Origin of the sequence: Allopontixanthobacter confluentis (genome assembly GCF_009827615.1) — a bacterium.
In the GTDB taxonomy this organism is placed as follows: Bacteria; Pseudomonadota; Alphaproteobacteria; order Sphingomonadales; family Sphingomonadaceae; genus Allopontixanthobacter; species Allopontixanthobacter confluentis.
Window position 1 is genome coordinate 439,640 of the sequence record NZ_WTYU01000001.1, and the last position, 23,955, is coordinate 463,594.

At 60.4% G+C, this 23,955-nt stretch carries 25 protein-coding genes; 7 read left to right on the plus strand and 18 right to left on the minus strand.

The window, feature by feature from the left end; genetic code table 11:
• Entirely contained in the window at positions 1-714 is a 714-nt protein-coding gene (locus GRI44_RS02025) for a hypothetical protein (protein WP_160599782.1), read from the plus strand.
• A gap of 30 nt (positions 715-744) precedes the next feature.
• Here the strand turns inward: GRI44_RS02025 and GRI44_RS02030 are convergent, their stop codons facing one another.
• The 7 genes from GRI44_RS02030 to GRI44_RS02060 form a co-directional block, all read right to left on the minus strand.
• On the minus strand, positions 745-1,545 hold the full coding sequence (locus GRI44_RS02030; protein WP_160599784.1) for a TrmH family RNA methyltransferase: 801 nt from the start codon (positions 1,543-1,545) through the stop codon (positions 745-747).
• The gene (locus GRI44_RS02035) at positions 1,545-1,823 is read right to left on the minus strand and encodes an HPr family phosphocarrier protein (protein WP_160599786.1); all 279 of its coding nucleotides are present in this window, start codon (positions 1,821-1,823) and stop codon (positions 1,545-1,547) included. The genes GRI44_RS02030 and GRI44_RS02035 overlap by 1 nt, the downstream gene beginning before the upstream one ends.
• Positions 1,820-2,233, minus strand: a complete 414-nt coding sequence (locus tag GRI44_RS02040; RefSeq protein ID WP_160599788.1) for a PTS sugar transporter subunit IIA — start codon at positions 2,231-2,233, stop codon at positions 1,820-1,822. The genes GRI44_RS02035 and GRI44_RS02040 overlap by 4 nt, the downstream gene beginning before the upstream one ends.
• A gap of 87 nt (positions 2,234-2,320) precedes the next feature.
• Positions 2,321-3,247 carry an RNase adapter RapZ gene (gene rapZ / locus GRI44_RS02045; protein WP_160599790.1) on the minus strand — a complete coding sequence of 309 codons (927 nt, stop codon included), beginning with the start codon at positions 3,245-3,247 and terminating at the stop codon, positions 2,321-2,323.
• Positions 3,248-3,273: 26 nt separating this feature from the next.
• Complete coding sequence (locus GRI44_RS02050; RefSeq protein WP_160599792.1) at positions 3,274-3,705, minus strand: HPr kinase/phosphorylase; 432 nt, start codon at positions 3,703-3,705, stop codon at positions 3,274-3,276.
• A gap of 2 nt (positions 3,706-3,707) precedes the next feature.
• Complete coding sequence (locus GRI44_RS02055; RefSeq protein ID WP_160599794.1) at positions 3,708-5,294, minus strand: sensor histidine kinase; 1,587 nt, start codon at positions 5,292-5,294, stop codon at positions 3,708-3,710.
• The gene (locus GRI44_RS02060; protein ID WP_160599796.1) at positions 5,287-6,141 is read right to left on the minus strand and encodes a response regulator transcription factor; all 855 of its coding nucleotides are present in this window, start codon (positions 6,139-6,141) and stop codon (positions 5,287-5,289) included. Before GRI44_RS02060 ends, GRI44_RS02055 begins: the two co-directional genes overlap by 8 nt.
• A 183-nt stretch (positions 6,142-6,324) precedes the next feature.
• Here GRI44_RS02060 and GRI44_RS02065 point away from each other — a divergent pair, with 183 nt between their 5' ends.
• Positions 6,325-7,953 (plus strand): phosphoenolpyruvate carboxykinase, encoded by a 1,629-nt coding sequence (locus tag GRI44_RS02065; RefSeq protein ID WP_160599798.1) that lies wholly within the window; start codon positions 6,325-6,327, stop codon positions 7,951-7,953.
• Positions 7,954-8,080: 127 nt separating this feature from the next.
• Here GRI44_RS02065 and GRI44_RS02070 read toward each other — a convergent pair whose 3' ends face one another.
• Positions 8,081-9,928, minus strand: a complete 1,848-nt coding sequence (locus tag GRI44_RS02070) for a DUF885 domain-containing protein (RefSeq protein WP_160599800.1) — start codon at positions 9,926-9,928, stop codon at positions 8,081-8,083.
• A gap of 57 nt (positions 9,929-9,985) precedes the next feature.
• A complete protein-coding gene (locus tag GRI44_RS02075; protein ID WP_160599802.1) occupies positions 9,986-10,372 on the minus strand; it encodes a DUF3597 domain-containing protein in 387 nt (128 codons plus the stop codon).
• Between the two features lie 99 nt (positions 10,373-10,471).
• On the opposite strand from GRI44_RS02075, the gene GRI44_RS02080 reads away from it, so the two are divergent.
• Positions 10,472-10,708: a hypothetical protein gene (locus GRI44_RS02080; RefSeq protein ID WP_232842946.1), complete on the plus strand. Its 237-nt coding sequence runs from the start codon at positions 10,472-10,474 to the stop codon at positions 10,706-10,708.
• Positions 10,709-10,719: 11 nt separating this feature from the next.
• Here GRI44_RS02080 and GRI44_RS02085 read toward each other — a convergent pair whose 3' ends face one another.
• Both GRI44_RS02085 and GRI44_RS02090 read right to left on the minus strand, forming a co-directional pair.
• On the minus strand, positions 10,720-11,400 hold the full coding sequence (locus GRI44_RS02085; protein WP_160599804.1) for a TonB family protein: 681 nt from the start codon (positions 11,398-11,400) through the stop codon (positions 10,720-10,722).
• Positions 11,401-11,585: 185 nt separating this feature from the next.
• Positions 11,586-12,242, minus strand: coding sequence for an alpha/beta hydrolase (locus GRI44_RS02090; RefSeq protein ID WP_160599806.1), 657 nt, complete (start codon positions 12,240-12,242; stop codon positions 11,586-11,588).
• A 94-nt stretch (positions 12,243-12,336) separates the two neighbouring features.
• Here GRI44_RS02090 and GRI44_RS02095 point away from each other — a divergent pair, with 94 nt between their 5' ends.
• Genes GRI44_RS02095 through GRI44_RS02105 form a run of 3 tightly spaced genes read left to right on the plus strand, consistent with a single transcriptional unit; the run spans position 12,337 to position 14,851 of the window.
• On the plus strand, positions 12,337-13,440 hold the full coding sequence (locus GRI44_RS02095) for a cysteine desulfurase family protein (protein ID WP_160599808.1): 1,104 nt from the start codon (positions 12,337-12,339) through the stop codon (positions 13,438-13,440).
• Positions 13,441-13,442: 2 nt separating this feature from the next.
• Entirely contained in the window at positions 13,443-14,519 is a 1,077-nt protein-coding gene (locus GRI44_RS02100) for a cysteine desulfurase family protein (RefSeq protein WP_160599810.1), read from the plus strand.
• Positions 14,519-14,851, plus strand: a complete 333-nt coding sequence (locus GRI44_RS02105) for a 2Fe-2S iron-sulfur cluster-binding protein (RefSeq protein WP_160599812.1) — start codon at positions 14,519-14,521, stop codon at positions 14,849-14,851. The genes GRI44_RS02100 and GRI44_RS02105 overlap by 1 nt, the downstream gene beginning before the upstream one ends.
• Before the next feature lie 55 nt (positions 14,852-14,906).
• On the opposite strand, the gene GRI44_RS02110 is transcribed toward GRI44_RS02105, so the two are convergent.
• Both GRI44_RS02110 and GRI44_RS02115 read right to left on the minus strand, forming a co-directional pair.
• Positions 14,907-15,818 (minus strand): DUF4349 domain-containing protein, encoded by a 912-nt coding sequence (locus GRI44_RS02110; RefSeq protein WP_232842947.1) that lies wholly within the window; start codon positions 15,816-15,818, stop codon positions 14,907-14,909.
• 127 nt (positions 15,819-15,945) lie between these two features.
• On the minus strand, positions 15,946-16,488 hold the full coding sequence (locus GRI44_RS02115; protein ID WP_160599814.1) for a type 1 glutamine amidotransferase domain-containing protein: 543 nt from the start codon (positions 16,486-16,488) through the stop codon (positions 15,946-15,948).
• 98 nt (positions 16,489-16,586) lie between these two features.
• Here GRI44_RS02115 and parC point away from each other — a divergent pair, with 98 nt between their 5' ends.
• Positions 16,587-18,896 (plus strand): DNA topoisomerase IV subunit A, encoded by a 2,310-nt coding sequence (parC, locus tag GRI44_RS02120; RefSeq protein WP_160599815.1) that lies wholly within the window; start codon positions 16,587-16,589, stop codon positions 18,894-18,896.
• A gap of 78 nt (positions 18,897-18,974) precedes the next feature.
• Here the strand turns inward: parC and GRI44_RS02125 are convergent, their stop codons facing one another.
• The 5 genes from GRI44_RS02125 to GRI44_RS02145 form a co-directional block, all read right to left on the minus strand.
• Positions 18,975-19,493: a hypothetical protein gene (locus GRI44_RS02125; RefSeq protein WP_160599816.1), complete on the minus strand. Its 519-nt coding sequence runs from the start codon at positions 19,491-19,493 to the stop codon at positions 18,975-18,977.
• Between the two features lie 289 nt (positions 19,494-19,782).
• The gene (locus GRI44_RS02130) at positions 19,783-21,282 is read right to left on the minus strand and encodes a DEAD/DEAH box helicase (RefSeq protein ID WP_160599817.1); all 1,500 of its coding nucleotides are present in this window, start codon (positions 21,280-21,282) and stop codon (positions 19,783-19,785) included.
• Between the two features lie 254 nt (positions 21,283-21,536).
• Positions 21,537-22,733 (minus strand): CCA tRNA nucleotidyltransferase, encoded by a 1,197-nt coding sequence (locus GRI44_RS02135; protein WP_160599818.1) that lies wholly within the window; start codon positions 22,731-22,733, stop codon positions 21,537-21,539.
• Positions 22,726-23,331 carry a CoA pyrophosphatase gene (locus GRI44_RS02140; RefSeq protein ID WP_160599819.1) on the minus strand — a complete coding sequence of 202 codons (606 nt, stop codon included), beginning with the start codon at positions 23,329-23,331 and terminating at the stop codon, positions 22,726-22,728. Before GRI44_RS02140 ends, GRI44_RS02135 begins: the two co-directional genes overlap by 8 nt.
• Positions 23,328-23,894 carry a DUF1285 domain-containing protein gene (locus GRI44_RS02145; RefSeq protein WP_160599820.1) on the minus strand — a complete coding sequence of 189 codons (567 nt, stop codon included), beginning with the start codon at positions 23,892-23,894 and terminating at the stop codon, positions 23,328-23,330. The genes GRI44_RS02140 and GRI44_RS02145 overlap by 4 nt, the downstream gene beginning before the upstream one ends.
• Positions 23,895-23,955 lie beyond the last annotated feature (61 nt).

Below are 23,955 nucleotides of genomic sequence, written 5' to 3' on the forward strand. Positions count from 1 at the left end.
ATGCGGCATTCCATCGGTGCAGTTTTGCTATTGTTGACGCTCGCTGGCTGCAACCGTGAAGATGCGCCAGCTGAAAAGCTGAAGGACGCAGCTGAAAATCTGGTCGACCAAGTGGATGGCAGCACAACTGCGCAATTGCCCGATGGCCTGTATGCCCCGCGTAATGAATGTACGACCATCGCCGGCGCAGAAGCCTTTCGTAAAAAGCTGGCAAGCGTCGTGAAAGCGCGTGATGTGGACGGGCTGGCGGCGCTGGCGGCAACCGATATAAAACTGGATTTTGGCGGTGGTTCCGGCGTTGCAGAATTGCGCAAGCGGCTGGCAGACACGGACTGGACGCTGTGGGACGAGCTGGATACGCTGCTGAACCTTGGCTGCGCGGCCAATGATCAGGGGGGCATTACGCTGCCGTGGTATTTCGACCAGAAAATTGACAAGATTGACCCGATGATGGGCATGATCGTGATGGGCCAGAATGTTCCGCTACGCGATGGCCCCGGCCAGAACAGCACGGCAGTGCGGATGTTGTCATGGGACGGTGTTGAACTGGCGGCGGGACTGCAACCCGGCAAGCCTTATCAGAATGTCAAACTGGCTGATGGTTCGCTTGGCTATGTCGAAACCGGCAAATTGCGCAGCCTGATTGCCTACCGACTGACAGCGACAAGCAGGGACGGTAAGTGGAGCATCATCAGCCTTGTGGCTGGCGACTGATCGCGAGCAATTCGTTTTTTGCGCGGCTGATCAATGTTCCAGCTGGTGTAGCACTTCATAAGCCAGCACTGCGCCTGCCACGGCGGCATTGAGGCTGTCTGCACGCCCGCGCATGGGCATGGTCACCCGCAGGTCGCACGCCATTTCATAGTCTTCAGGCAGCCCGCGGGATTCGTTGCCGACCAGAATGAAGCAGGGCGCTGCATAAGGCGCGCTCCTGTAATCCTGCGAATCGCGCAGCGATGCTGCCACCAGTTGCCCGTCGCCCTGCCGCAGCCACGCGATGAATTCTTCCCAGCCCGCCTGGCCGATCTGCTGGGTAAAAACGGCGCCCATGCTGGCGCGCACAGCTTCGACGGAAAAAGGATCCGCGCAATCATCCACCAATATCAGGCCGCCGGCACCCACTGCATCGCAGGTGCGCAGCATGGTGCCCAGATTGCCCGGATCACGCAGGGCTTGTGCCACCATCCAGATGGGGCCGGCATCCCTGTCCAGCGCCTGCAATGATGTGTCGAATTCGGTAAACATCCCCGCCACTGCCTGGGGGTTTTCCTTGCCGGTGATCTTGGAAAGGATGTCGGCGCTGGTTTCGATAATCTCGCCGCCAGCGATCATCACGGCGCGTTCCAGATCGTCCAGCAGGGGGTGGGCGTCACGGCCCTTGGCCATCACCAGCATTTCAGGAACTCGCCCTGTTTCGCGGGCATCTGTCAGCAGGCGCAGCCCTTCGACCAGAAATTTCCCTTCCCGGCGGCGGTTCTTCTTGTCGCGCAGACCGCGCAGATATTTGACTGTCGGATTGGAAAAACCGGTAATCTCGCGGCGCATCAGTCCTCGCCGAATCCGTCACCGACAAGGGAGCAGAGCTGTTCCAGAACTTCGTCGCTGCCATCACCCTTGACGATCAGTTCAACCATATCGCCCTTGGCTGCACCCAGCATCATCAGCCCAAGGATGGAGCCGCCGACTGCCTCGTTACCATCCTTGGACACCCGGACATGCACGCCTTCGGGCAGTTGGCTTACCATGTTGACGAATTTGGCACTGGCGCGTGCGTGCAGGCCGCGCTGGTTGACGATCTGTATTGTCCGCCGATGTTCGTTCATTCTGACTTCTCACACTGACCGAGGAATTCCGAGGCAACCGTAATATAGGTGCGCCCTGCATCGCGCGCAGCGGACACGGCTTCCTTGATCGGGCAGGTCTTGCGCGTGCCGGACAGGCGAATGAGCATCGGCAGATTGATCCCGGCAATCACTTCCACCCGGCCTGCTTCGAGCAGCGAAATGGCGAGGTTGGATGGGGTGCCGCCAAACAGGTCGGTCAAAATGACCACGCCTTGCCCCTGATCGACATTTTCGATGGCCTCGGCAATTTCCAGCCGGCGTTTTTCCATGTCATCATTCGGGCCGATGCAGACAGTGGCGACACCTTCCTGCTTGCCAACCACATGTTCCATGGCGTGGACGAATTCTTCCGCCAGTTGGCCGTGCGTCACCAGGATCATGCCGATCATGACCGGGCGCCAGACAGGCAGATGCGGGAGAGGTGAGGAATCATGATTGTCATATCGGGGATGGTCATGTTGAGGCCTGGGGGAACCTTATGATGGGGGGCCTTCGATCTGGTCTGCGGCACGCGACCCCAAATTGCGGTGTAGAACCGTGGGCGAAAATCCTGCGTCGCGCAAGGCCTGCGCCATTGTCTCTGCGGTAAACACCGAACGGTGCCGCCCGCCGGTGCAGCCGAAGGCAATATTGACATAGCTTTTGCCCTGCGCCTGATATCGCGGCAGCAAGGTCGTCAGCAGGGCGCGAATCTGCTCGAACGCGGTCTCGAATGCCGCGTCCTGCCGGATGTGCTGGCCCACCGCATCATCTAGGCCTGTCTGTTCGCGCAACTCGGCCACCCAGTGCGGATTGTCCAGAAAGCGCATGTCGAACACCAGATCTGCCAGCGGCGGTGTGCCGCGCGCAAAGCCGAAACTGGACACAATCACCGACATATCCTGCGGCGCGGTTTCAGCAAAACGTTCGCGGATGTTCTGCTGCAACTGGTTGGTGGCAAAATCCGTGGTGTCGACCACCGCGTCGGCCCATCGCCGCAGCGGATCCAGCAATTCGCGTTCGGCCTGAATGCCCACCCGCACAGGGCGGCCATGGGCCATGGGATGGCGCCGCCGGGTTTCATTATACCGCCGTTCCAACTCGTCGCTGGTGCAATCCAGGAACAGGGTTGTGACCACCAGATCGTCACGCTTGCTCATCTGGCGCACCTGTTCGATCACATCAGGCGGATTGAAACCGCGCGTGCGCGAATCAAAACCGATGGCCAGTGGATGGCCATGGCCCTGCTGGCCATCCTGGGGAATCAGGCGTTCGAGCAGCCGGATGGGAAAATTGTCGATTGCTTCCCAGCCAAGGTCTTCGAGCACGCGCAGCGCAGTGGTTTTGCCCGCGCCCGATAGCCCGGTGACAAGCAGGATCCGCTGGCGCGAATCCTCGTCAACAAGTGGGGGGCTGTGGGACATTCTTCGTTCCTGACCCGAAATCGTGCTCATGGGAAGGGCAGACCGTGCATCTTCACGGCATATTCGGCGCGGATGGCGGCGGCTTCGCCGCGTGCGTCAAACGCCAGACACGGGATCGCAATACCAAGGATTGCGGTTTGTCCTGCCGTTTCAACATAGCGCGGCGCATCCGGGCTGATTTGCAGCACCAGTGCGACAGGGGCAGATGTCACGGGCAATTGTGCCAGCCCGATATTGCGAATTTCCAGTCTGCCGGCGGTGTGGGGTGGCGGCGAAGCCCACAGGCTGCCATCGCGCAAGTGCAATTGCACCCCGTCATCCCCAACCAGTTGCGCGCCGCGGTCAATCAGCATCAGGGCAAGGCTGGTCTTGCCAGTGCCCGGCTCCCCCTCGATCAAAAGGGCGCGGCCGCCCACCGCAACGCAGCCGGCCTGCCGCAAAGCTGTCTTTTCCGTCATTCCTATCGGCCCGGGATCGCGACACCAAGGCCCGGCAAGCGCAGGACCAGGCATGCGCCAGGGCCGCCATCCTTGCGGCCTTGGGCAATTAGCGTCCCGTCATGCGCTTCGGCAATGGACCGTGCAATGGCCAGCCCGAGGCCGCTATGATCGCCGAATGCTTCTGCATCCGGCCGCAGCGAATGAAACCTTTCGAACACTTTTTCGCGGGCTTCTTCGGGGATGCCGGGGCCGCTGTCACACACGCTGAAGGCAACCATATTGCCATCATGGGTGATGGACACTTCTATCACGCCTTCGGGCGGTGAAAAGGAAACGGCATTATCCAGCAGATTTTCAATCACGCGTTCCAGCCGGGCTGGCACGCCGCGCACTTTTGCGCCGCCCAGCGGTTTTTGGAAGGTCACTTCGCGGCCATCATTTTCGGCCCTGTTTTCACGCGTGCCGATAATGGCGCGGGTCAGGTCCACCAGGTCCATTTCTTCAAAGATGGCCCGCGACATTTCTGAATCGATCCGGCTGGCGTCGGCAATTTCCGTCACCAGCCGGTCAATCCGGCGGACATCGTGGGACGCAATTTGCTCCAGTTGGGCCCGCAATTGCGGATCCTGCACCCGGGTGAGCGATTCAATCGCGCTGCGAAGGGATGCCAGCGGATTCTTGATTTCATGCGCCACATCGGCGGCAAAATGGTCCACCGCGTCAATCCGCTGCCGCAAGGCAGACGTCATATCGGAAATGGCGCGCGCCAACTGGCCGATCTCGTCACGCCTTTCCGGCAGACGCGGCACTTCCACTTCGCGGTCACGGCCAAGGCGCACCCGCGTCGCTGCCTTGGCGAGCAATTGCAGGGGCCTGACAATCGTTCGCGCCATAAACAGCGACAGGGCAATAGAGACCAGCAAGGCAAGGAACACGGCGCTGACCAGCGTCGACCGCGCGCTGCGCACCGATTCGGTGATATCCACCGCATTGCGCGTGGTCAGCAGGGTTGAACCTTTAAGGCCAACAGGCGCTGCCGCATTGATCACAGGCGTGCCATCGGGCGCATCGCGCAGCTGGATCTGGGTCAGACCCTGTTCGCGGGCGCGGGCAAGTTCGGGCCATGAATTGGCCTTCGCTTCGGCAGGTTCGATATAATCGGGAATGGGATCCGCGCCGACAATGGTATCCACCGCGCGGTCCATCATGCGGGCAAAATCTTCGTCCCACGGTTCCTTTACAGGATCATCAAAGGTGAACGCCGGTGTATCCAGCGCGAAGCTGTCTGCCCACAGATTACCTTCTGCATCAAACATCCGCAGCCGCATGCGCTGTTCCTTGCCGATCTGGATCAGCAAGGCTTCCTGCCGTTCGCGGCTGGCCCCGGCCAGCGCCTCGGCAGTGATCTGCGCCTCGATCCGCGCCAGCTTGTAACGTTCATCCAGCAGCTGCTTGCGATAGCCGTCGAGGTAGAAAATGCCGCCGCCCAACAAGGCCAGCGGCAGGATGTTGACTGCCAGAATGCGCGCCGTGAGCGACATTCCGCGCGACCAGAGAATACGCGAAGGCCGGGATTCTGGCGCGCCTTGCATTTCCGTATTAGCCATCTGTGAAGCTGTAGCCTGCCCCATACAGCGTTTCTATCGCGCCAAATTCCCGGTCCACCGCCCGGAATTTGCGCCTGATACGCTTGATATGGCTGTCGACAGTGCGATCATCCACGAACATGTCTTCAGTATAGGCAGCATCCATCAGCTGATTGCGCGATTTGATGACGCCGGGCCGGATGGCAAGCGCTTCCAGGATGAGGAATTCGGTCACTGTCAGGGACACCGGGCGGCCATCCCAGCTGACCTGGTGGCGCGCCGGGTCCATGGAAAGGCGGCCCCGGGCAAGCGTTTCTACCGTTTCGCGCTGCGCATCGGCATTATCCGGGTCCGCATCGGCAGCCAACGCTGCACTGCGGCGCAGGATTGCCCTGATGCGCGCCAGCAGCAGGCGCAGACTGAAAGGCTTGGCGATATAGTCATCGGCCCCCAGTTCCAGCCCCATTTCCTCGTCCTGTTCATCATCCTTGCTGGTCAGGAAAATGACGGGCAGCGTGGAATGGCGGCGCAACTGGCGCAGAAGTTCCATTCCGTCCATGCGCGGCATCTTGATGTCGAATACCGCCAGTTCGGGCGGGTTTTCCAGCAGCGCCTTCAGCGCCGCCTCGCCATCGGAATAAAGCCGCGTGGCATAGCCTTCTGACTGGAGGGCGATGGATACTGTCGTCAGGATGTTGCGGTCATCATCGACCAGCGCGATGACTTTCTGGCCGGTTTCCTGCGGCAATCCAGCAGGAACCGGGCTTGAAATGACTTCTGCAGCGCCGTCAGGGCTGATTTCGGCAGCAGCAGACGCGTTCCCATGCGTGCCAGCCCCTGTATCTTCGTGTGATGCGCCAATATCCATGAATGGGTAAGTAACCCTTTAAGCTGCGCGAAACAACGAATTGGCGCATCGCAAGATAAGTTTTCCATGCCGGAGCCAGCAGAATTTGACGCAAGTCCATGCGCCGATTATGCGCAACGCCGACAAACGTGCAATCGTATGCACGCGAATCGGATGCCGCACTTGTATGTTACAAGTGCCGTCATGCGAACCGCTCAGGAGAATTCAGTGACCACCGCGCTTTCAACCTCGCTGTCCAGTCAGGGCATTGAAACCACTGCCAAAATCCATCCCAATTATGGCACGGATAAATTGGTGGAGGCAGCCTTGGCACGCGGCGAAGGCAAGCTGGCCAAGGATGGGCCGCTGGTCGTGGAAACGGGTGCGAAGACGGGCCGCTCTGCCAAGGACAAGTTCATCGTTCGCGATGCCACGACAGAAGATACTGTGGCATGGGGCAAGGTGAATGTGTCCATGACGCCGGAGCATTTTGCCAATCTCAAGGCCGATTTCTTTGCCGCGCTCGGCCAGAAGGATGATTTGTTCGTGGCCGATCTGTTCGGCGGATCGCAGCCCGAATATCGCGTGAATGTGCGCGTGATCAACGAACTCGCGTGGCACAATCTGTTCATCCGCACTTTGCTGGTGCGGCCAACTGCTGCGGAACTGGAAGGGTTTGCGCCCGAATATACCATTATCGATTTGCCCAGCTTCAAGGCCGACCCGGAACGTCATGGCTGCCGGTCCGAAACTGTGGTGGCGGTCAATCTGACTGAAAAACTCATCCTGATCGGCGGCACCAGATATGCCGGCGAAATGAAGAAGAGCGTATTCGGCATTCTGAATTACCTGCTGCCGGCCAAGGGCGTGATGCCCATGCATTGTTCGGCCAATATCGGCCCTGATGGCAAGACAGCGATTTTCTTCGGCCTGTCGGGCACGGGCAAGACCACCCTTTCTGCCGATGCCAGCCGCACGCTGATTGGTGATGATGAACATGGCTGGTCGGATACGGCAGTCTTCAATTTCGAAGGTGGCTGCTACGCCAAGATGATCAATCTTTCCGAAGATGCAGAACCGGAAATTTATGCCACCACCCGGATGCACGGCACCGTGCTGGAAAATGTGGTGATGGATGAAGCCGGCGTGCTGGATCTGGACGATAACACGCTGGCGGAAAATACCCGCGCTGCCTATCCGTTGAGCGCCATTCCCAACACTTCGGCCGAAAACCTCGGCCCTGTGCCATCCAACGTCATCATGCTGACTGCCGATGCCTTTGGCGTTCTGCCGCCGATTGCGCGCCTGACGCCGGATCAGGCGATGTATCACTTCCTGTCGGGATATACGGCCAAGGTTGCCGGAACAGAAATCGGCGTGACCGAACCTGAAGCGACTTTTTCGACCTGTTTTGGCGCGCCCTTCATGCCGCGCCACCCCAGCGTCTATGGCAATCTGCTGAAAGAACGCATCGCGAAGGGCGGCGCGCAGTGCTGGCTGGTCAACACCGGCTGGACCGGCGGCAAATATGGCGTGGGCAAGCGGATGCCGATCAAGGCGACCCGCGCGCTTTTGAACGCGGCGCTGGATGGTTCGCTGAATGACGCGACTTTCCGCAAGGACCCGAATTTCGGTTTTGATGTTCCCGTGGCTGTAGATGGCGTGGACAGCGCAATTCTTGATCCGCGCACGACATGGTCTGACAAGGAAGAATATGACCGGACTGCCGAAAAGCTGGTGCAATTGTTCGTCGACAATTTCGCCCAGTTCGAGGCGTATGTGGATGAAGGTGTGCGCCAGTCCGCACCCGGCGTCCACACACAGGCTGCCTGAATGATGCCGGCGTGACCGGCATCTGACAGGTTGGAGAGGAGGCCCTCCTTCCCGCTTTCAAACAGCGGGAAGGGGGGCTTTTTCATGGCGTGATACCCTGCGGCCTGATACCCTGCTGCTGCTGTGATCAGGCGGTGTCGATATATCTCGCCACGTTCTTGGCCAGCACGTCAAGCGGGGCATTGCCGCCCAGCACAACCGCATCATTGAACGCCTTGAAGTCATAGGCGCTGCCCATCGCGCTTTGCGCCAAAGCGCGCTGGCGCACGATTTCGCTGTGGCCCACCTTGTATCCGCACGCCTGTCCTGGCCAGCTGCAATAGCGGTCCACTTCGCTGGCGACTTCTTCCACCTTGCTGCCATTCCGCTGCACGAAGAAATCCACCGCTTGCTGGCGGCCCCACCGCTTGGAATGAAGCCCGGTGTCGACCACCATCCGGCAGGCGCGGAATGCGAGGGACTGGAGGTAGCCCAGCTTGCCCACGGCATAATCATCATAGGCGCCGAGTTCATCCGCCAGCTGTTCGCCATAAAGCGCCCAGCCTTCGGAAAATGCGTTGAATTTCAGAATTGAGCGAATGAGCGGCAAAGTGTTCGAATATTCGCCTTCCCAGACATGGCCGGGGATGGCTTCGTGATAGGTCAGGTCTGCCAGATCATATTTGCGGTGCAGGTCGGTGGTGCGCAGGTTGATCCACATCCGGCCGGGGATCAGCCCGTCTTTCGATCCCGCGCCGCCATAGGCGCCCGGCGCGCCGACTTCTTCTGCCAGCGGGATGCGGGTGACTTCCAGATTGGGGTCCACCAGCGTGTTGAATGCGCGCGGCATCTGCGCCTTGATCCAGTCGATCCGGCCCTTGATGAATGTCATGATCTCGGCGCGGCCCGCATCGCCTTCGGCAAATTTGAAGCGTGGATCGCCCCCCAGCGCGGTCATGCGGCTGCCAACCGAACCCGAGGTGTAGCCAAGCTGGCGCAGGATGGGGTCCATCCGGCCATGCAGCATCGCCAGTTCTTCCAGCCCGCGTTCGTGCACTTCGTCAGGCATCATGCGCGTGGTGGTGCTGGCCCGTAAGGCCCAGGCATAAAATTCATCGCCATGGGGGCGGGCCCACATGCCCGGCTGGCTGGTGGCGCTTTTTTGCTGGCGATAAAGTTCAGCCAGCTGAGCTTCCAGTGCAGGGGCAATGCGGCGGGTGACAATTTCCCGCGCTGACGCCTGCAATGTCGCATCGGTGCCAAGTGTCCCTGCATTGTCTGCCAACGGCTGCACCCATGCGCCGCCGGTCATGGCATCCTGCAATGTGCTGCGCATCTGGCCAATGGCTTTGACAAGGAGGAAATCTGGCGGAACCACGCCCATGTCCGTGGCGCTTTTCATCCGTTCCAATTCGCCGGCCAGCATTTCCGGCACTGCTTCGAGACGGGCAATATAGGCCTGCGCATCATCGGCATCGCGCAACGGGTGGGTCGAGCTTAAAAAGCGGGGAAGATCAATATAGGCGCCGACATTCTGGATGACGACATAGGGCGCATTGCGCCACCCGCCCACGGCGACATCTCCATATGGCAGCGCCAACCCGTCCAGCGCGGTGGAATAGGCGCTTTCAACCACTTCGAAACTGGTCCGCGTGGCTGCATCCAGCGTGGTTTTGTCCGCATTGCGTGCACGTGCCAGATCGGATTGCAAAGTGCTTACAAGAGCACGGCGGCCAGCCATGCTCGTGTCTGTCAGCCGGGATCTGAGGTAGCCATACTGGCCGGTATCGACCCCAAGGCTGGTGGCACCTTCGGGCTGAAGTTTCAGCAGATTATACGCAATATCGTCCAGCAGGCCGCCAGCGCCGGTGACAGAAGCGTCAGCGCTGTTGGCAATGGTGCGGACGCAGCCCGGTAATGCCAAAACAGAAACACCCGCCCCCAGTCCGGCAAGGGTCTGGCGGCGGGTGAGCTTGTGCGTTTTTAAAAATGTCATGATCAGGCGTCTGGCGGGGCCAGCGCTGCCTGTCAAACCTCTTTAAATGTTGAATTCTCAGTCAAGAAATTCAGCTGGAACCTTGCCGCCATTGCGCGACAGTTCCTGCATGGTCTTGCGGTGCAGCCACATGTTCATTTCTGCAGAACCATCAAGATCGCCGGTGTAACCGAGTTCCTGCGCCAGATCCTTGCGGGCGGACAGGCTGGAATCCACGCCAATGAGCTTCATCAGGTCGACGATGGATGTGCGCCAGTTGAGCCGGTCTGCACCGGGCATGGAATCAAGGCTGTTTTCCACGTCAACCACACCGACAGCAGCGCTGCTGGTTGGCTGGCCAATGGGCGCATTTGTGCCAATAGGGCCGGGGCCTGTTCCGGTTGGTGCGGCTTCGGGTTTCTTCTTGCCGAAAATGGCGTCTTTGATGCTGCTGAAAATGCCCATGATTTGTCTCCCGTGAGGTGGCACCAGAAATGGTGTGATATGAAGCCCTAACGGTCCGATGTGGCAGGAAGTTCCTGCACAGGCGGCTTCACCTGTGGCATGAAACCCGCTAGCGCTATCGCCATGGCGACAAGCACTGTTCTTTCCATCCTTGTGCTGGCGGCAATTGCGCTGCTGGTCGGGGCGTTTATCCTGTGGCGCAAGGGCGGCGCCAGCCGCCAGGTCACGCTGATGGTGATCCTGGCGCTGGTTGCCATTGCCAATATTGCCATCTGGACCGTGCCTGATGCTGACGGCAATGCGCCGATTGGCCAACTGGCTGCGCCCCGGCCTTAATCGGCCCCTTCCTAATCGGGAAGCTGCCAGCGGACCGAATTGGTGAAAGTGCCACTGGTCTTGTGGCCGGCGTCATCCCGGGCAGGGTCGAACCGGGCGCGCCGCGTGACCAGATCGCAGGTGGCCGCATCCAGCACATCATGCCCGCTTGACCTGGTGACAAGACAGGATTCGACCCGTCCGCTGGTGCCTATTTTAAGCGTGAAGCCGGTTGTCCCGGTCAATTCCCGATTGATCCAGCTGCTCCTGTAATCCTGCGTGGTGACCCAGCTGCCCGGATTGTTCCTTGGCAGTGCGGAAACAGGATCAAAAGCTGGCTTCATCCGCGGTGTCGGATCGGGCCGCGGCACAAGACCGGGTGTCGCTGTGGGAATGATGTCAGGCAAGGGCGGCAGCACCAGATCGGTCGTGTCAACCAACGGCGGCGCCGGCTGAATGGTGATGGGCGGCCGCGGTGTGAAGATCGGGGGCGATACCGAATGTTCAGGCGGGGTGCTCACTTCGGGCACGGGCGGCGGCTCGACCGGCTTGGGCGTAATGATGACAGCTTCGGGGTTGGGCTGAATGATCGTTTCGACAAAATCGACTGCCATTCCGCTCACCAGCACGTAGCCAATCGCTGCGTGAATGGCGATGACGCCAATGACAGCCTTGTTCCTGCCGTCAGACAATTTCTGGTCTACATATGCCATGTCTCTCTCCTCTCATGCCATTCCCGCTGCCCGTATTCGGTCTGGCGGGTGTATCGAGTGCAATGTTACAACATAACATATAGAGGGCAAGCGCTTTCGCGTGGCAAAACGCCACTTAACGCTGTCAAATTATCGCGAAAAGCTGCGGCAAGCGGCGGGAGACACCGCGCTTGCCGCGTCTGGAATTACTTGATCGGGCAGTCCGGAGACAGGCGGAAATCAAGGTAATTATCGACCGAACCCATCAAATCTTCCATCTCGTTTTCGAAGAAATGGTTGGCGCGGGGGATTTCTTCATGATGGATGGTGATGTGCTTCTGCGTCCGCAGCTTGTCGACCAGTTTCTGAACGGCGCTGGGCTGCACCACGGTATCGGCCACGCCCTGAATGAAGATGCCGGAGGCAGGGCAAGGGGCAAGGAAGGAAAAGTCATACATGTTGGCAGGCGGGGCAATGGAGATAAAGCCGCGCACTTCCGGGCGGCGCATCAGCAATTGCATACCGATGAGCGCGCCGAAGCTGACGCCTGCAACCCAGGTGGTCTGCGCTTCGGGATGGATTGACTGGACCCAGTCAAGCGCGGCTGCGGCATCGGACAATTCGCCAACGCCATTGTCAAAACTGCCCTGGCTGCGGCCCACGCCGCGAAAATTGAACCGCAATGTGGCAAAGCCGCGATCGGTAAAGGTTTTGAACAGGCGCTGCGTGATGCGCTCGTTCATGGTGCCCCCGCCTTGTGGATGGGGGTGCAGGATCATGGCAACGGGTGCGCGTGGACGCGGCGCGGGGCTGTAACGGCCTTCAAGACGGCCTTCGGGGCCGGGAAAAATCACAGATGGCATAATTGACCTGTCAGAAGAGTGGGGTTGCGCGGGTAGCGCGGACCATATGCATGGCTATATAGTGACAAACGCGCTTTTCGCAATTCCCGCGATAATGCCGCCCCATTTGAAGACGAGCCAGCCAATTTTGCGCACCTATCTCGACCATGCCGCCACCACCCCGCTGCGCCCCGAGGCTGCCAGCGCAATGCGCGATGGCTTTCAAATCTGGGCGAACCCATCCAGCCCCCATGCCGAGGGGCGAAAAGCGCGCGCCGCGCTGGAAGATGCGCGGGCGCGCATAAAACAGGCGTTGGGCTGGACGGGCGAGGTCATTCTGACCAGCGGCGCGAGCGAGGCCTGTGACCTGGCGCTGACCCATGCCAAAGGCGGCGCCCGTTTGGTCAGCGCGGTGGAGCATGATGCGGTGCTGAAGGCAGCCCCCGATGCCGAGCGTCTGCCGGTTTTGTCTGATGGCATGGTGGATGCCGATATCCTGCGCGAGGCAATTGACGGGCGCGGCGCGCCGGTGGTGGCAATACAGCAGGTCAATTCGGAAACCGGGTGCCAGCAGGACATCAGCGCATTAGCGCAGATCGTGCATAATGCGGGCGGGGTCATGGTGGTCGATTGCGCGCAGAGTGCCGGCAAAATGGCGCTTGATCCGGGCACTGACATGGCCATTATATCCGCCCATAAATTTGGCGGGCCGATCGGGATTGGCGCGTTGCTGGTGCGCGATTTTGCCATGCTGCAGCCGGCTGGCGGGCAGGAACGCGGCTATCGGCGCGGCACGGAAAACCTGCCGGGCGCGCTGGCGATGGCCGCCGCACTGGAAGCGTGCGAGACGCCCTATGTAGGCGCAACCGTGCTGGAACCGCTGGAACAGTTCCGGCAGGACATCAGCGCGCTGGGCGGTGTATGGCTGGCAGACGGGCTGGCCGCATCCACGCCCTATATCCGCGCAGTGACGATGCCCGCCATGTCTGGCAGCGCGCAGCTCATGCGGTTTGACATGGCGGGGATCGCTGTCAGCCAAGGTTCTGCTTGTTCGTCAGGCAGTTTGCGCCAGAGCCATGTGCTCGAAGCGATGGGGCTGGATAGTGATGTGATTGCCCGTACCGTTCGCGTCAGCTTCGGGTGGAACACGGCGCGCGCAGATGTCGAGCGGTTTTGTAAAATCTGGCTGGAAATGGCACAGCAGGGACAATCTACCTGAGCATGATCTATCTCGACTATCAGGCCACCACACCGCTTGCACCGCAAGCCCGCGAGGCAATGCTCCGCTGGCTGGACGGGCCTGACGGCACCGGCTTCGGCAATCCGCATAGCCCGCACACCATGGGGCGCCAGTCCCATGCCGCCATTGAACTGGCGCGGGAACGTGTGGCTGGCCTGTTTCCACCGGGCGGCAGGGTTATTTTCACAGGGTCCGCCACCGAAGCGATCAATTTGGCAATCCGGGGCAGTGCTGCGGGGGCAAGAGCGGTTTCGGCAATCGAACACGCCGCGGTGCGCGACACCGCCGGGGCGCTGGGCGATGCCATACAACTGCCGGTCAGCTCTGCCGGCATTGTGGATGCAGAAGTGCCGATTGCAGGTAACACCAGTTTGGTCGCGGTCATGCAGGTGAACAATGAAATCGGCACAATCCAGCCAGTGGAACGGCTGGCCCAGCGCTCCGCTGCCATGGGCGCGCTGTTTTTGTGCGATGCGGTGCAGGGCGCAGGTAAGCTGGCACCGCCGCTGGGGGCGGACATGATTGCGGTCAGCGCGCATAAATTCCACGGGCCCAAGGGCGTCGGCGCCTTGTGGCTGCGCGATGGGCTGAAAATTTCCCCGCTCATCACAGGTGGCGGACAGGAACAGGGCATAAGGTCCGGCACCCTCAGCCCGGCGCTGATTGCCGGAATGGGCGCCGCCGCCCAGTTGGCGCTGGAGCGCAAGGATGAGGACGCGGCCCATGTCGAACATTTGTGGAACCGGGCGCGCGAATGTTTTTCAGGCTGGACGCTGAATGGCAGCGAGACACAGCGCTGGCATGGCAATCTGAACCTGCGGCGCGAAGGGGTGGATGTGGCACGTTTGATGAGCGATTGCCGCGATGTCATGTTCAGCGCCGGTTCCGCCTGCGCCAGCGGGTCTGGCAGGCCCAGCCATGTTCTTAAAGCCATCGGGCTTGACGATCGGCAGGCAAAAAGCTCGATAAGAATTGGCTTCGGGCGCTATTCAACGCTAGACCAGATCGAGGAAGCCGCCAGCAAAATCAATGCCGCAGCAGCGGCGCAGGAGGTTTAATGGTTCGCGTTCGATTCATTACCGCCCGGGGTGAAACAGTCGATACTGATAGCGCCGAAGGCTTGTCGCTGCTCGAAGCGGGGCAAGCTGCCGGCATGCCATTGGAAGGCACCTGCGAAGGGCAGATGGCCTGTTCCACCTGCCACGTGATCATCGCGCCGGACTGGTTCGCCAGACTGGATGATGCGTGTGAGGAGGAAGAAGACATGCTTGATCTGGCGGCGGGCATCACGCGGACAAGCCGCTTGTCCTGTCAGATTAGGCTGACGGCAGAACTGGACGGGATCGAAGTCAGCATTCCGCCTGAAAGCAGGGATATGCAGGGCCGCTGACAAAGCGCCAGGCGCGGCCACGAACACCGCGCCTGCCCCTGTCAGGCGGGTATAATCAGGCTGATGATACCGGCGATTTGCCCGCCCCGTATCGGCGGTGAAGCCGCATCGCGCCAATTCCGATGGCGCCCAGCGGCACAATGACGGCCAACATCACGATCAGGGCTGCGACCATCATGCCCAGAAGTGATCCCAGCGATCCCACTGCGCTGCGAACTGGTTCGACAAAGCCGCCCGCTGCGGGGCTGTGGGACGCATAGGCAATGTTGATCCGGCTATAGGCCACGCGCCCGCGCATTTCTTCCAGCCAGCTGCGCGCCTGGTCGATTTCCTCGTTCACGCGGGCAACGCCGCGTTCGGCCTCGACCAGTTCTGAAACCTTGCCCTGCCGCGTTTCGAGCACATCGAGCAAGCGGTCACGCAGCACCGTGCGGGCGCGCAGGCGGGCTTCGGTGTCGACAATCTGCTTGGACAATTCCTCGCCCTGCATGGTGGCAGACACTTGTTCCCCACCAGCACCTGATGCAGCCGCGGCCAGCTTTTTCCCGAAGTCGCGCGCTTTTGGTGCGGCTACGGCCAGTTGCAACTGGCCTGATGCATATTCCCCTTCCTCCCCGGAATGAGTCATCGACAGGATCTGGCAGGTATAGGGCCCTTGCGCCTCGCACAGATCGGCATGGTCCTGCTGCAGAGTGGCAATGTCCTCACCCGGCAACCGGTAGCCAAAATCATAGACATAGGCGACTTTGGGCATGGTGACGGGAATTTCGGCGCGGCTGTCGATAGCGGACATAGTGCCGGACTGGTGCTCTTCAGACTGATCGGCAGCGGCGGACGCCATTTCTGTGTCGGCAGAGATTTCCGCCATGTCGGTGGTCGCACCATTTTCGGGTGCCTCTGCGCATCCCGACAAAAACAGCCACGGCGCGCACCCCGCAAATAAAGTGCATTTGAAACCTTGCCTCATTTCAGCCTCCTTATTGCCACAATTTGGACATAATTGAGGCAGCTTTTATATTTGGCAAGCGCAAAATGGCAAAAGGCTCCGCCGCAGTGAAGCGGCAGAGCCTTTGGTATTGTGTAAAATCAGTAGGTTAGGCAAGTTCTTTTACCATTTCCTGCACGCTGGCAATCAGCGCCTTGGAAAAGGCCGGGATGTCATCCGGGCATCGGCTCGTAATGAAATTGCCGTCCGTCACCACTTCCTGATCGACCACATTTGCCCCTGCATTTTTGAGGTCAGTGCGCACCGAAGGCCAGCTGGTAAGGGTGCGGCCTTCCACAATGCCGGCTTCGATCAGCATCCACGGGGCATGGCAGATCGCTGCAATCGGCTTGCCCAGATCATTAAATGCGCGAACCATGGCAACCGCCTTGTCATTCATCCGCAAAACATCCGGGTTAATCTGGCCGCCGGGCAACAGCAGCGCGTCAAAATCTTCGGCGCTTACCGTGTCGATGGTGGCGTCAACATTGACCGAATCGCCCCAGTCATCTTCGTCCCAGCCCTGAATTTCGCCTTCTTCCAGGCTGACCACTGTTGTGGAGATGCCGGCTTTTTCCAGATTGGCCTTGGGACCGGTCAATTCGGATTGTTCATAGCCGTCGGTGGCGAGGATCATTACCCGCTGTGTCATAAATAGCTCCTTGGTTTGCTGTTGTCTGGTTAACGGGCGTGGACAGCGTGTGGTTCCCTTATTGTTAGGCGAGCCGTGGCAGTGATAGGGCAGGCGGCATGGCCACCACCGACATTGAAAAAACCGATTCTGAACCTGCCGATTCCATCGTCAACGAATCCTTCGATTCCGCTTTGTCGGAACGCTATCTTGTCTATGCCATGTCCACTATCACGGCGCGGTCACTGCCTGATCTGCGCGATGGTCTGAAACCGGTCCACCGCCGGTTGCTGTGGGCCATGCGGCAGCTGAAGCTGGCGCCGACCGATGCGTTCAAGAAATCGGCCCGCGTGGTGGGTGATGTCATCGGTAAATATCACCCGCATGGCGATGCGTCGGTCTATGATGCGATGGTGCGTCTGGCGCAGAGTTTCGCGCTGCGCTATCCGCTGGTCGAAGGGCAGGGCAATTTCGGCAATATCGACGGCGATAATGCCGCCGCCTACCGTTATACCGAAGCCCGCCTGACCAAAACGGCCATGACCCTGATGCAGGGGCTGGATGAAGGCACGGTCGATTTCATTCCGACCTATAATGGCGAGGAAGAAGAGCCGGAGATTTTCCCCGGTATCTTCCCCAATCTGCTGGCCAATGGCGCCAGCGGCATTGCCGTGGGCATGGCCACATCCATCCCCAGCCATAATGTCGCCGAAGTGATTGATGCCACGCTGGAACTGATCGACAACCCCCATGTCGAACATGGCCGGTTGATGGAACTGTTCCACGGGCCGGACTTTGCCACGGGCGGGCTGGTGGTGGATAGCGCGGCTGCCATTTCCCACGCCTATGAAACAGGGCGCGGTTCCTTCCGTGTGCGGGGCCGGTTCCATGCCGCCGAAGCCGAGGCGGAAGCGGACCGCGATGCCGGTATCGAGCGGCTGGGCAGCGGCCAGTGGCAGTTGGTCATCAGCGAAATTCCCTACATGGTCCAGAAGGGCAAGCTGATCGAACAGATCGCCCAGGCCATTGCCGACAAGAAACTGCCGATCCTGGAAGATGTGCGCGACGAAAGCGACGAGGCCATCCGCATCGTGCTGGTGCCGCGCAGCCGCAATGTCGATCCGGAATTGCTAAAGGAATCAATCTACAAGCTGACCGATCTGGAAAACCGGTTTGGCCTCAACCTCAACGTGCTGGATAGCACCCGCACGCCGATGGTGATGGGGCTGAAGGAATTGCTGGGCAACTGGCTGACCAGCCAGATCGACATTCTGCAACGCCGCACGCAGCACCGGCTGGACAAGATTGCGGCGCGGCTGGAACTTCTGGAAGGCTATATCATCGCTTTCCTCAATCTTGACCGCGTGATCGAGATTATCCGGACAGAAGATGAACCAAAGCCGATCATGATGGCCGAATTCAACCTGACCGACCGGCAGACCGAAGCCATTCTGAACATGCGCCTGCGGTCCTTGCGCAGGCTGGAAGAAATGCAGCTTCGCACCGAACATGACGCCTTGCTGAAAGAACAGGGCGAGCTGGAAACCCTGCTTGCTTCGCCCGCCCGCCAGCGCACCCGCATCAAGCGTGATCTGTCTGCCTTGCGCAAGGAATATGGCGAGGACACCGCGCTGGGCGCGCGGCGCACCACCATTGCCGAGGCCAGCCCGACGGTTGAGTTTTCGATGGATGCGATGATCGAGAAGGAGCCGGTTACGGTCATCCTGTCAGCCAAGGGGTGGATCAGGGCAGCGCGCGGCCATGTTGACCTGGGGCCGGATGGCAAGGGCGCGGAATTCAAGTTCAAGGAAGGCGATGCGCCCGCCTTTGCCCTGCATGCGCAAACAACGGACAAGCTGCTGATCGCGGTGGATACAGGCCGTTTCTACACCATTGGCTGTGACAAGCTGCCCGGTGCGCGCGGCTTTGGTGAACCGATCCGCAATCTGCTTGATATTGAGGCGGATGCCAATATTGCCGGGCTGGTGCTGCACCGGCCCAAGGGGCAATTGCTGCTGGCTGCCACCACGGGCAAGGGCTTCGCCGCTGAAACGGACGAGATTTTGGCGGAAACCCGTAAAGGCCGGCAGGTGGTCAACCTCAAGGGCGATAACAAGCTGGTGGTGGTGCATGAAATATCTGCCGAGCATGATCATGTGGCCGTGGTTGGCGACAACCGCAAACTGGTGATTTTCAGCCTGGAAGAATTGCCCATACTGGGCCGCGGGCAGGGCGTATCGCTGCAACGCTACCGCGATGGCGGCTTGTCCGATGCCACCACTTTTGTTCTGGAAGAAGGGCTGAGCTGGACGATGGGCGGCGAAAGCGGCCGCACGCGCACCGAAAAAGATGTGTGGCAGTGGAAAGTCGCGCGCGGCGCAGCGGGCCGTTTGCCGCCGCAAGGGTTCCCGCGCGATAACAAGTTCTAGCGCGCCGTCCCGATAGCAAAAGGGCCAGCGGCGATGGTATCGCCGCTGGCCCTTTGTCATGCTCACCTGAAGAAGGGGTTAGCCTTCTGCTGGCGTTGCTGCCGCAGCGGCAGCTTCAATCTGGTCCATCGTGAACAAGGCAATCAGCGTGCCACTGGCATCAACTGCGAAATGTTCGCGCTTCAGCGCCACAGGGCCAGCTTCGATATCGACCACGACGTTGTCGCCATCGACTGATTTTACCGTGCCGAGCATGGCGTTTTTGGCGGTGTGCACCATTGCGCCGGCAACCAGTGCGGCATCGCGCTGGGCAGCAGCGGCAGCAAGCTGCTCATCCAGCATGGCGTTGATCTGCGCCTGTGTCACGGTGATGGTCGGGCCATTGTCACTTGTGCCAAAGGCGCTGGCAGGCAGCGGCGCCTTATGCTTGCCGGTGTCCACCGTGATGACGCCATCACCAACGGCGTCCACCGTGCCAACAATGTTGCCCTGCGGGCCATAAACGGTCGCACCAACGGCAATATCGCCATCAGCAGCCAGCGCTGTAACGCTCGACAGGGCAATCGCGGTTGCAGCGGCGAATTTCAGAAATTTCATGAATGAGCTCCAGTCAGTTTTCGTCATGCGGCGCGACCACGCTGGTGCCATAATAGGGCGCGGCGGTCGGCCAGGGATGAGTGCGCATCACAAGGGCAGATTGTGCTGCCCGAATATCCGTCCCGCAGATCACTCTGACCGGGACAGGATCAATACGCTGTCTCGCAACGGGCGAGGGGCCAAGCTCTAGCCATGATGGCCAGGGCTTGGCAACCGTCATCCTTTTAACGCGCCCAACATGAAGCTGCACTGAAGCATTGTGCGTGCCGGCGTTGGTGCCGGCGCAGGCTTAGTAAGCCGGGCGGCTGCGTGGCCGGCGATCGCCGCCGCCACTGCCGCCGCCATCACGTGGCCGTGCGGAGGTTACCGGATTGGTCACCGGGCCTCGGCCACCATCTGAGCGGGCACCATCAGAACGGCCACCTTCGGAGCGGCCACCGCTGCGTGCGCCGCCTGCATGCGCGCCGCCCCGCTTGGATCCACCACGGTTTGCGCCATCACGGCCTGCGCCATCACGGGCACGTCCGCCATTGTTGCTGCGCCCATTGCCGCCCGGCCCGCCTGGCCGACCGCGATTGCCACCCGGCGCACGTTCCGCGCCGGAACGCTTGGGTGCAGGGGCAGGCAGCGTGCGGGACTGCAGCTGGAAATCAGACGGTAGCGGCATCGGGGTCAGTTTCACGCCGGTCAGGCGCTCGATACCCTTGATGAAGGGCTTTTCGTCTGCCGCAATATAGGAAATGGCAATCCCGTCCGCGCCGGCACGCGCGGTGCGGCCAATGCGGTGAACATATTGTTCCGAGACATTGGGAATTTCGAAGTTGAACACATGGCTGACGCCTGAAACGTCGATTCCGCGTGCGGCAATGTCCGTGGCAATCAGCACGGGCACGGTGCCATTGCGGAAACCGTCCAGGGCGCGGGTGCGCTGGGCCTGTGTCTTGTTGCCGTGGATGGCCGCGGCATTGATGCCGGCCGCCACCAGATGGCGCACAACCTTGTCCGCGCCATGTTTGGTGCGGGTGAATACCAGGCTGCGATCGATGGTTTTGTCATCGAGGCCAGCGCGCAGGGTCAGCGTCAGCAGTGCCTGCTTTTCAGCCTGATTGACGAAAATGCCATATTGCTCGACGCGCTCGGCCGTGGTCGATTGCGGCGCCACTTCGACCCGGACAGGGTTCTTGATGAAGCGCTTGCCAAGATCGGCAATGGCCTTTGGCATGGTGGCGGAGAAGAACAGGCTCTGGCGGTCTTCCGGCAGCATGGCGGCAATGCGCGCCAGCGGCTTGATGAAGCCCAGATCCATCATCTGGTCCGCTTCGTCGAGAACGAAGATTTCCACATGGCGCAGGGTAAGAGCGCGCTGCTCGATCAAATCGAGCAGGCGGCCCGGCGTTGCCACCAGAACATCACAGCCCGGCACCAGCTTCCGGGCCTGCTTGCTGGCAGGCAGGCCGCCGAAGATGCACTGGACCGAAAGATCGAGGAATTTGGCATAGCCGCGCATATTGTCGGCAATCTGCGCTGCCAGTTCGCGGGTAGGTGAAAGCACCAGCATCCGGCAACCGGACGGGAAACGCCCCGTGGGGTTCTTGGCCAGATGGTGCAGGGAAGGCAGGGAGAAGGCAGCGGTTTTGCCGGTGCCGGTCTGCGCGATACCGAGGAGGTCGCGGCCTTCCATCAGCGCAGGAATGGCCTGCGTCTGGATTGGCGTAGGGTCGGAATAACCCTTGTCGTTCAATGCGCGAAGGATAGGTTCGGCAAGGCCGAGTTGTTCAAAATAAGACATAAATAACTTTCAGCATGCGCCATGCGGACTCCGGAAAAAACCGAGAGTCCGGGCGCAGAGTTTGGGTCTGCGACCCAAGCGTGAAAAGGGAAGCTTAGCGATAACGCTTGCCGTTGGTCGGGTGCCGGACTTCTGCCTTTTTGGGTGGCGAAGTTCACGCTCGCAGCCGATTGCGCATAGTCATTATGCGCCGGACGTTGTGGGCCATGTAGGTGCGTTTGTGTCAATTAGCAATGAAATTACGCGCGCCTAATTCATTCTTGTGCAAGTTCTTCATCAAGAATGGTGGAAACGCGGGCTTTATCGGGAAAACCTTCTTCCAGCCAGCGAGTTTCCACCGCGTGCAATATGCGGGCAACCGCCGGTCCGGCAGCCACGCCGCGGCGGACGATTTCGCCGCCCTTCAGCGGCAGATCGGGCGCGTCCCACCCCATTATCACCGACGGATCTGCACCTGTCAGCAACAGGCGATCGATCGCGCAATCCTTTCCTTCACGGTAAACCAGCGCCTGCGGATTTTCGCTGTCGCGCATATCCCGCCCCGCCACGCAGGAAAGGCGGCTGCGCTGGCTGCGCGACAGCCGGAGCCGGGTGGTGACGGCCGCTGCAATGGGGGGCAGGGCCGGCAGCAATGCGGCCAGCCTGCGCATGGCATCAGGTTCCAGACCGGCGGCCTTTTCCGCTGCAATCAGCTTGGCCAGCTGGGCAATTTCATGCTTGCCCGTTTCAGGCAGCACCACTTGCAGCACATGCAATTTATGCATTCGCGCCACGGTTTCGGACGGATCGGGCAGGGCCAGCAGGTTCTGCAATTCCCAGCCCACGCGTTCGCGGGACAGGCCCTTCAGCGTTTCAGCAAGGTCGGCGCAGGCCGATTCCGCATCTTCATCCAGCTGCGAGCCGAAGCGCGTCTGGAAGCGGAAATAGCGCAGGATGCGCAGATGGTCTTCACGGATGCGCTGGCGGGCATCGCCGATAAAGCGCACGCGGCGGTTTTCCAGATCATCCAGCCCGCCGAAATAGTCGCTTATTTCCAGCGATTCCGGGTGAGCATAAAGGGCATTGATGGTGAAATCCCGGCGGGAGGCATCATCGCGCCAGTCGCTGGCATATTTCACCGTGGCGCGCCTGCCATCAGTGCTGACATCATGGCGCAGGGTGGTGATTTCCACATTGCTGCCGCTGACGATGGCAGTGATGGTGCCATGGTCGATGCCGGTGGGAATAGTGCGTACGCCAATGGCTTCCAGCCGGTTGATCACATCCTGCGGTTCCAGCGGAGTGGCCGCGTCAATGTCGTGCACATCCACGCCCAGCACGGTGTCCCGCACCGCGCCGCCAACCCAGCGCACATTGTCGGCGCCAAGGGCCGCCACCAGTTCGGCAAGATCAGCCCGCTGGGTCCATTGTGCAGCAGGCAACCGGGGTGCAGCAGGTAATTGGTCAGCCATGATGCAGCGCCCTGTATGAAATCCGCCGGGATAGATTGGCTATTATAGCGGCAGTTACACCCCAGATGCGGTTACCCTGCCATCCGATTTCAAGATATTCGCGCATTTCGCCTTGCCAAAACGTGCTTTGGGGCGCGTGATTGGCAGGGTCGAGAATGAACTGCAGCGGCGCTTCAAACCAGGCAGACACTTCGGCAGGGTTGGGGATGAGCGGCAAATCAGCCGGTATCGTGGCCAGCACCGGGGTCACATCAAACCCGCTGCCCGTGCCGAACCGGTCGGTCGCGCCGATCACCTTTACGTCTGACGATACGATGCCCAGCTCCTCGTGCGCTTCGCGCAAGGCCGCTTCCACGGCGTTTTCGCCCGGATCAATCTTGCCGCCGGGGAACGCCACCTGTCCGGGGTGGGACCGCATATCGTGTGGCCGGTGGATCAGCAGGACCCCCGGTTCGCTGCGTTCGGTCACCGCAATCAGCACTGCGGCGGGGCGGGGTGTTCCCTTGGGGCCAAGATGGCTGTCATCGCGCAGATCGGGCAATTCCAGTCCGTGGCCTTCGTCAAACAAGGCAGAAAGGTGATCGAACAGCAGGCTCATCCGGCAGGCATCAGCGAAAATTTCTCGCCCAGACTGCTGACGGTCCAGTCATCCCCCTGGGCCAGCGCAATATCGGCCAGTTGCTGATAGGTGCTGCGGTTCAGCCGCGCTTCCAGCCCGCGCCGCACGGTTACATATATGGCAGGCGTCTCGCTGCTACCTGCCGCGCGGATGGGGTTGTCCGGCCCGGCAGTCACCAGTTCATCGGTATTCAGCCTGAAACCAAGCGCGCATTGGCTGTCACCTGCATCTTTCATCGATACGTCCGTGGCGATAAAGGCCGCGTCTTCCAATTCGATCGATAGTTTCTCGAACGGCGTGACCAGCCAGTGCTGGCCATCATCATCGCGCGTCAGCAAGCTTGCAAATGCCCGCACCATGGCCTGCCGTTTGATCGGGCCGCCATCGTGGAACCACGTGCCGTCTGCGGCGATCCGCATCAGGCTGTCACCCGTTCTGTCAGGCGCCCAGCTTTCCACTGGCGGCAGTTTGCGCATGGCCACCTGCTCGGCAATTTGCGCAAGGGTGAGGCTGGCGAGTTCTGGCGGTGCTTCGTAAGGCATTCCTGCCGAATGCCAGATGCGCGGGCGGCAAACAATCCCAGGGTTTGGCAGCAGTGGTTTT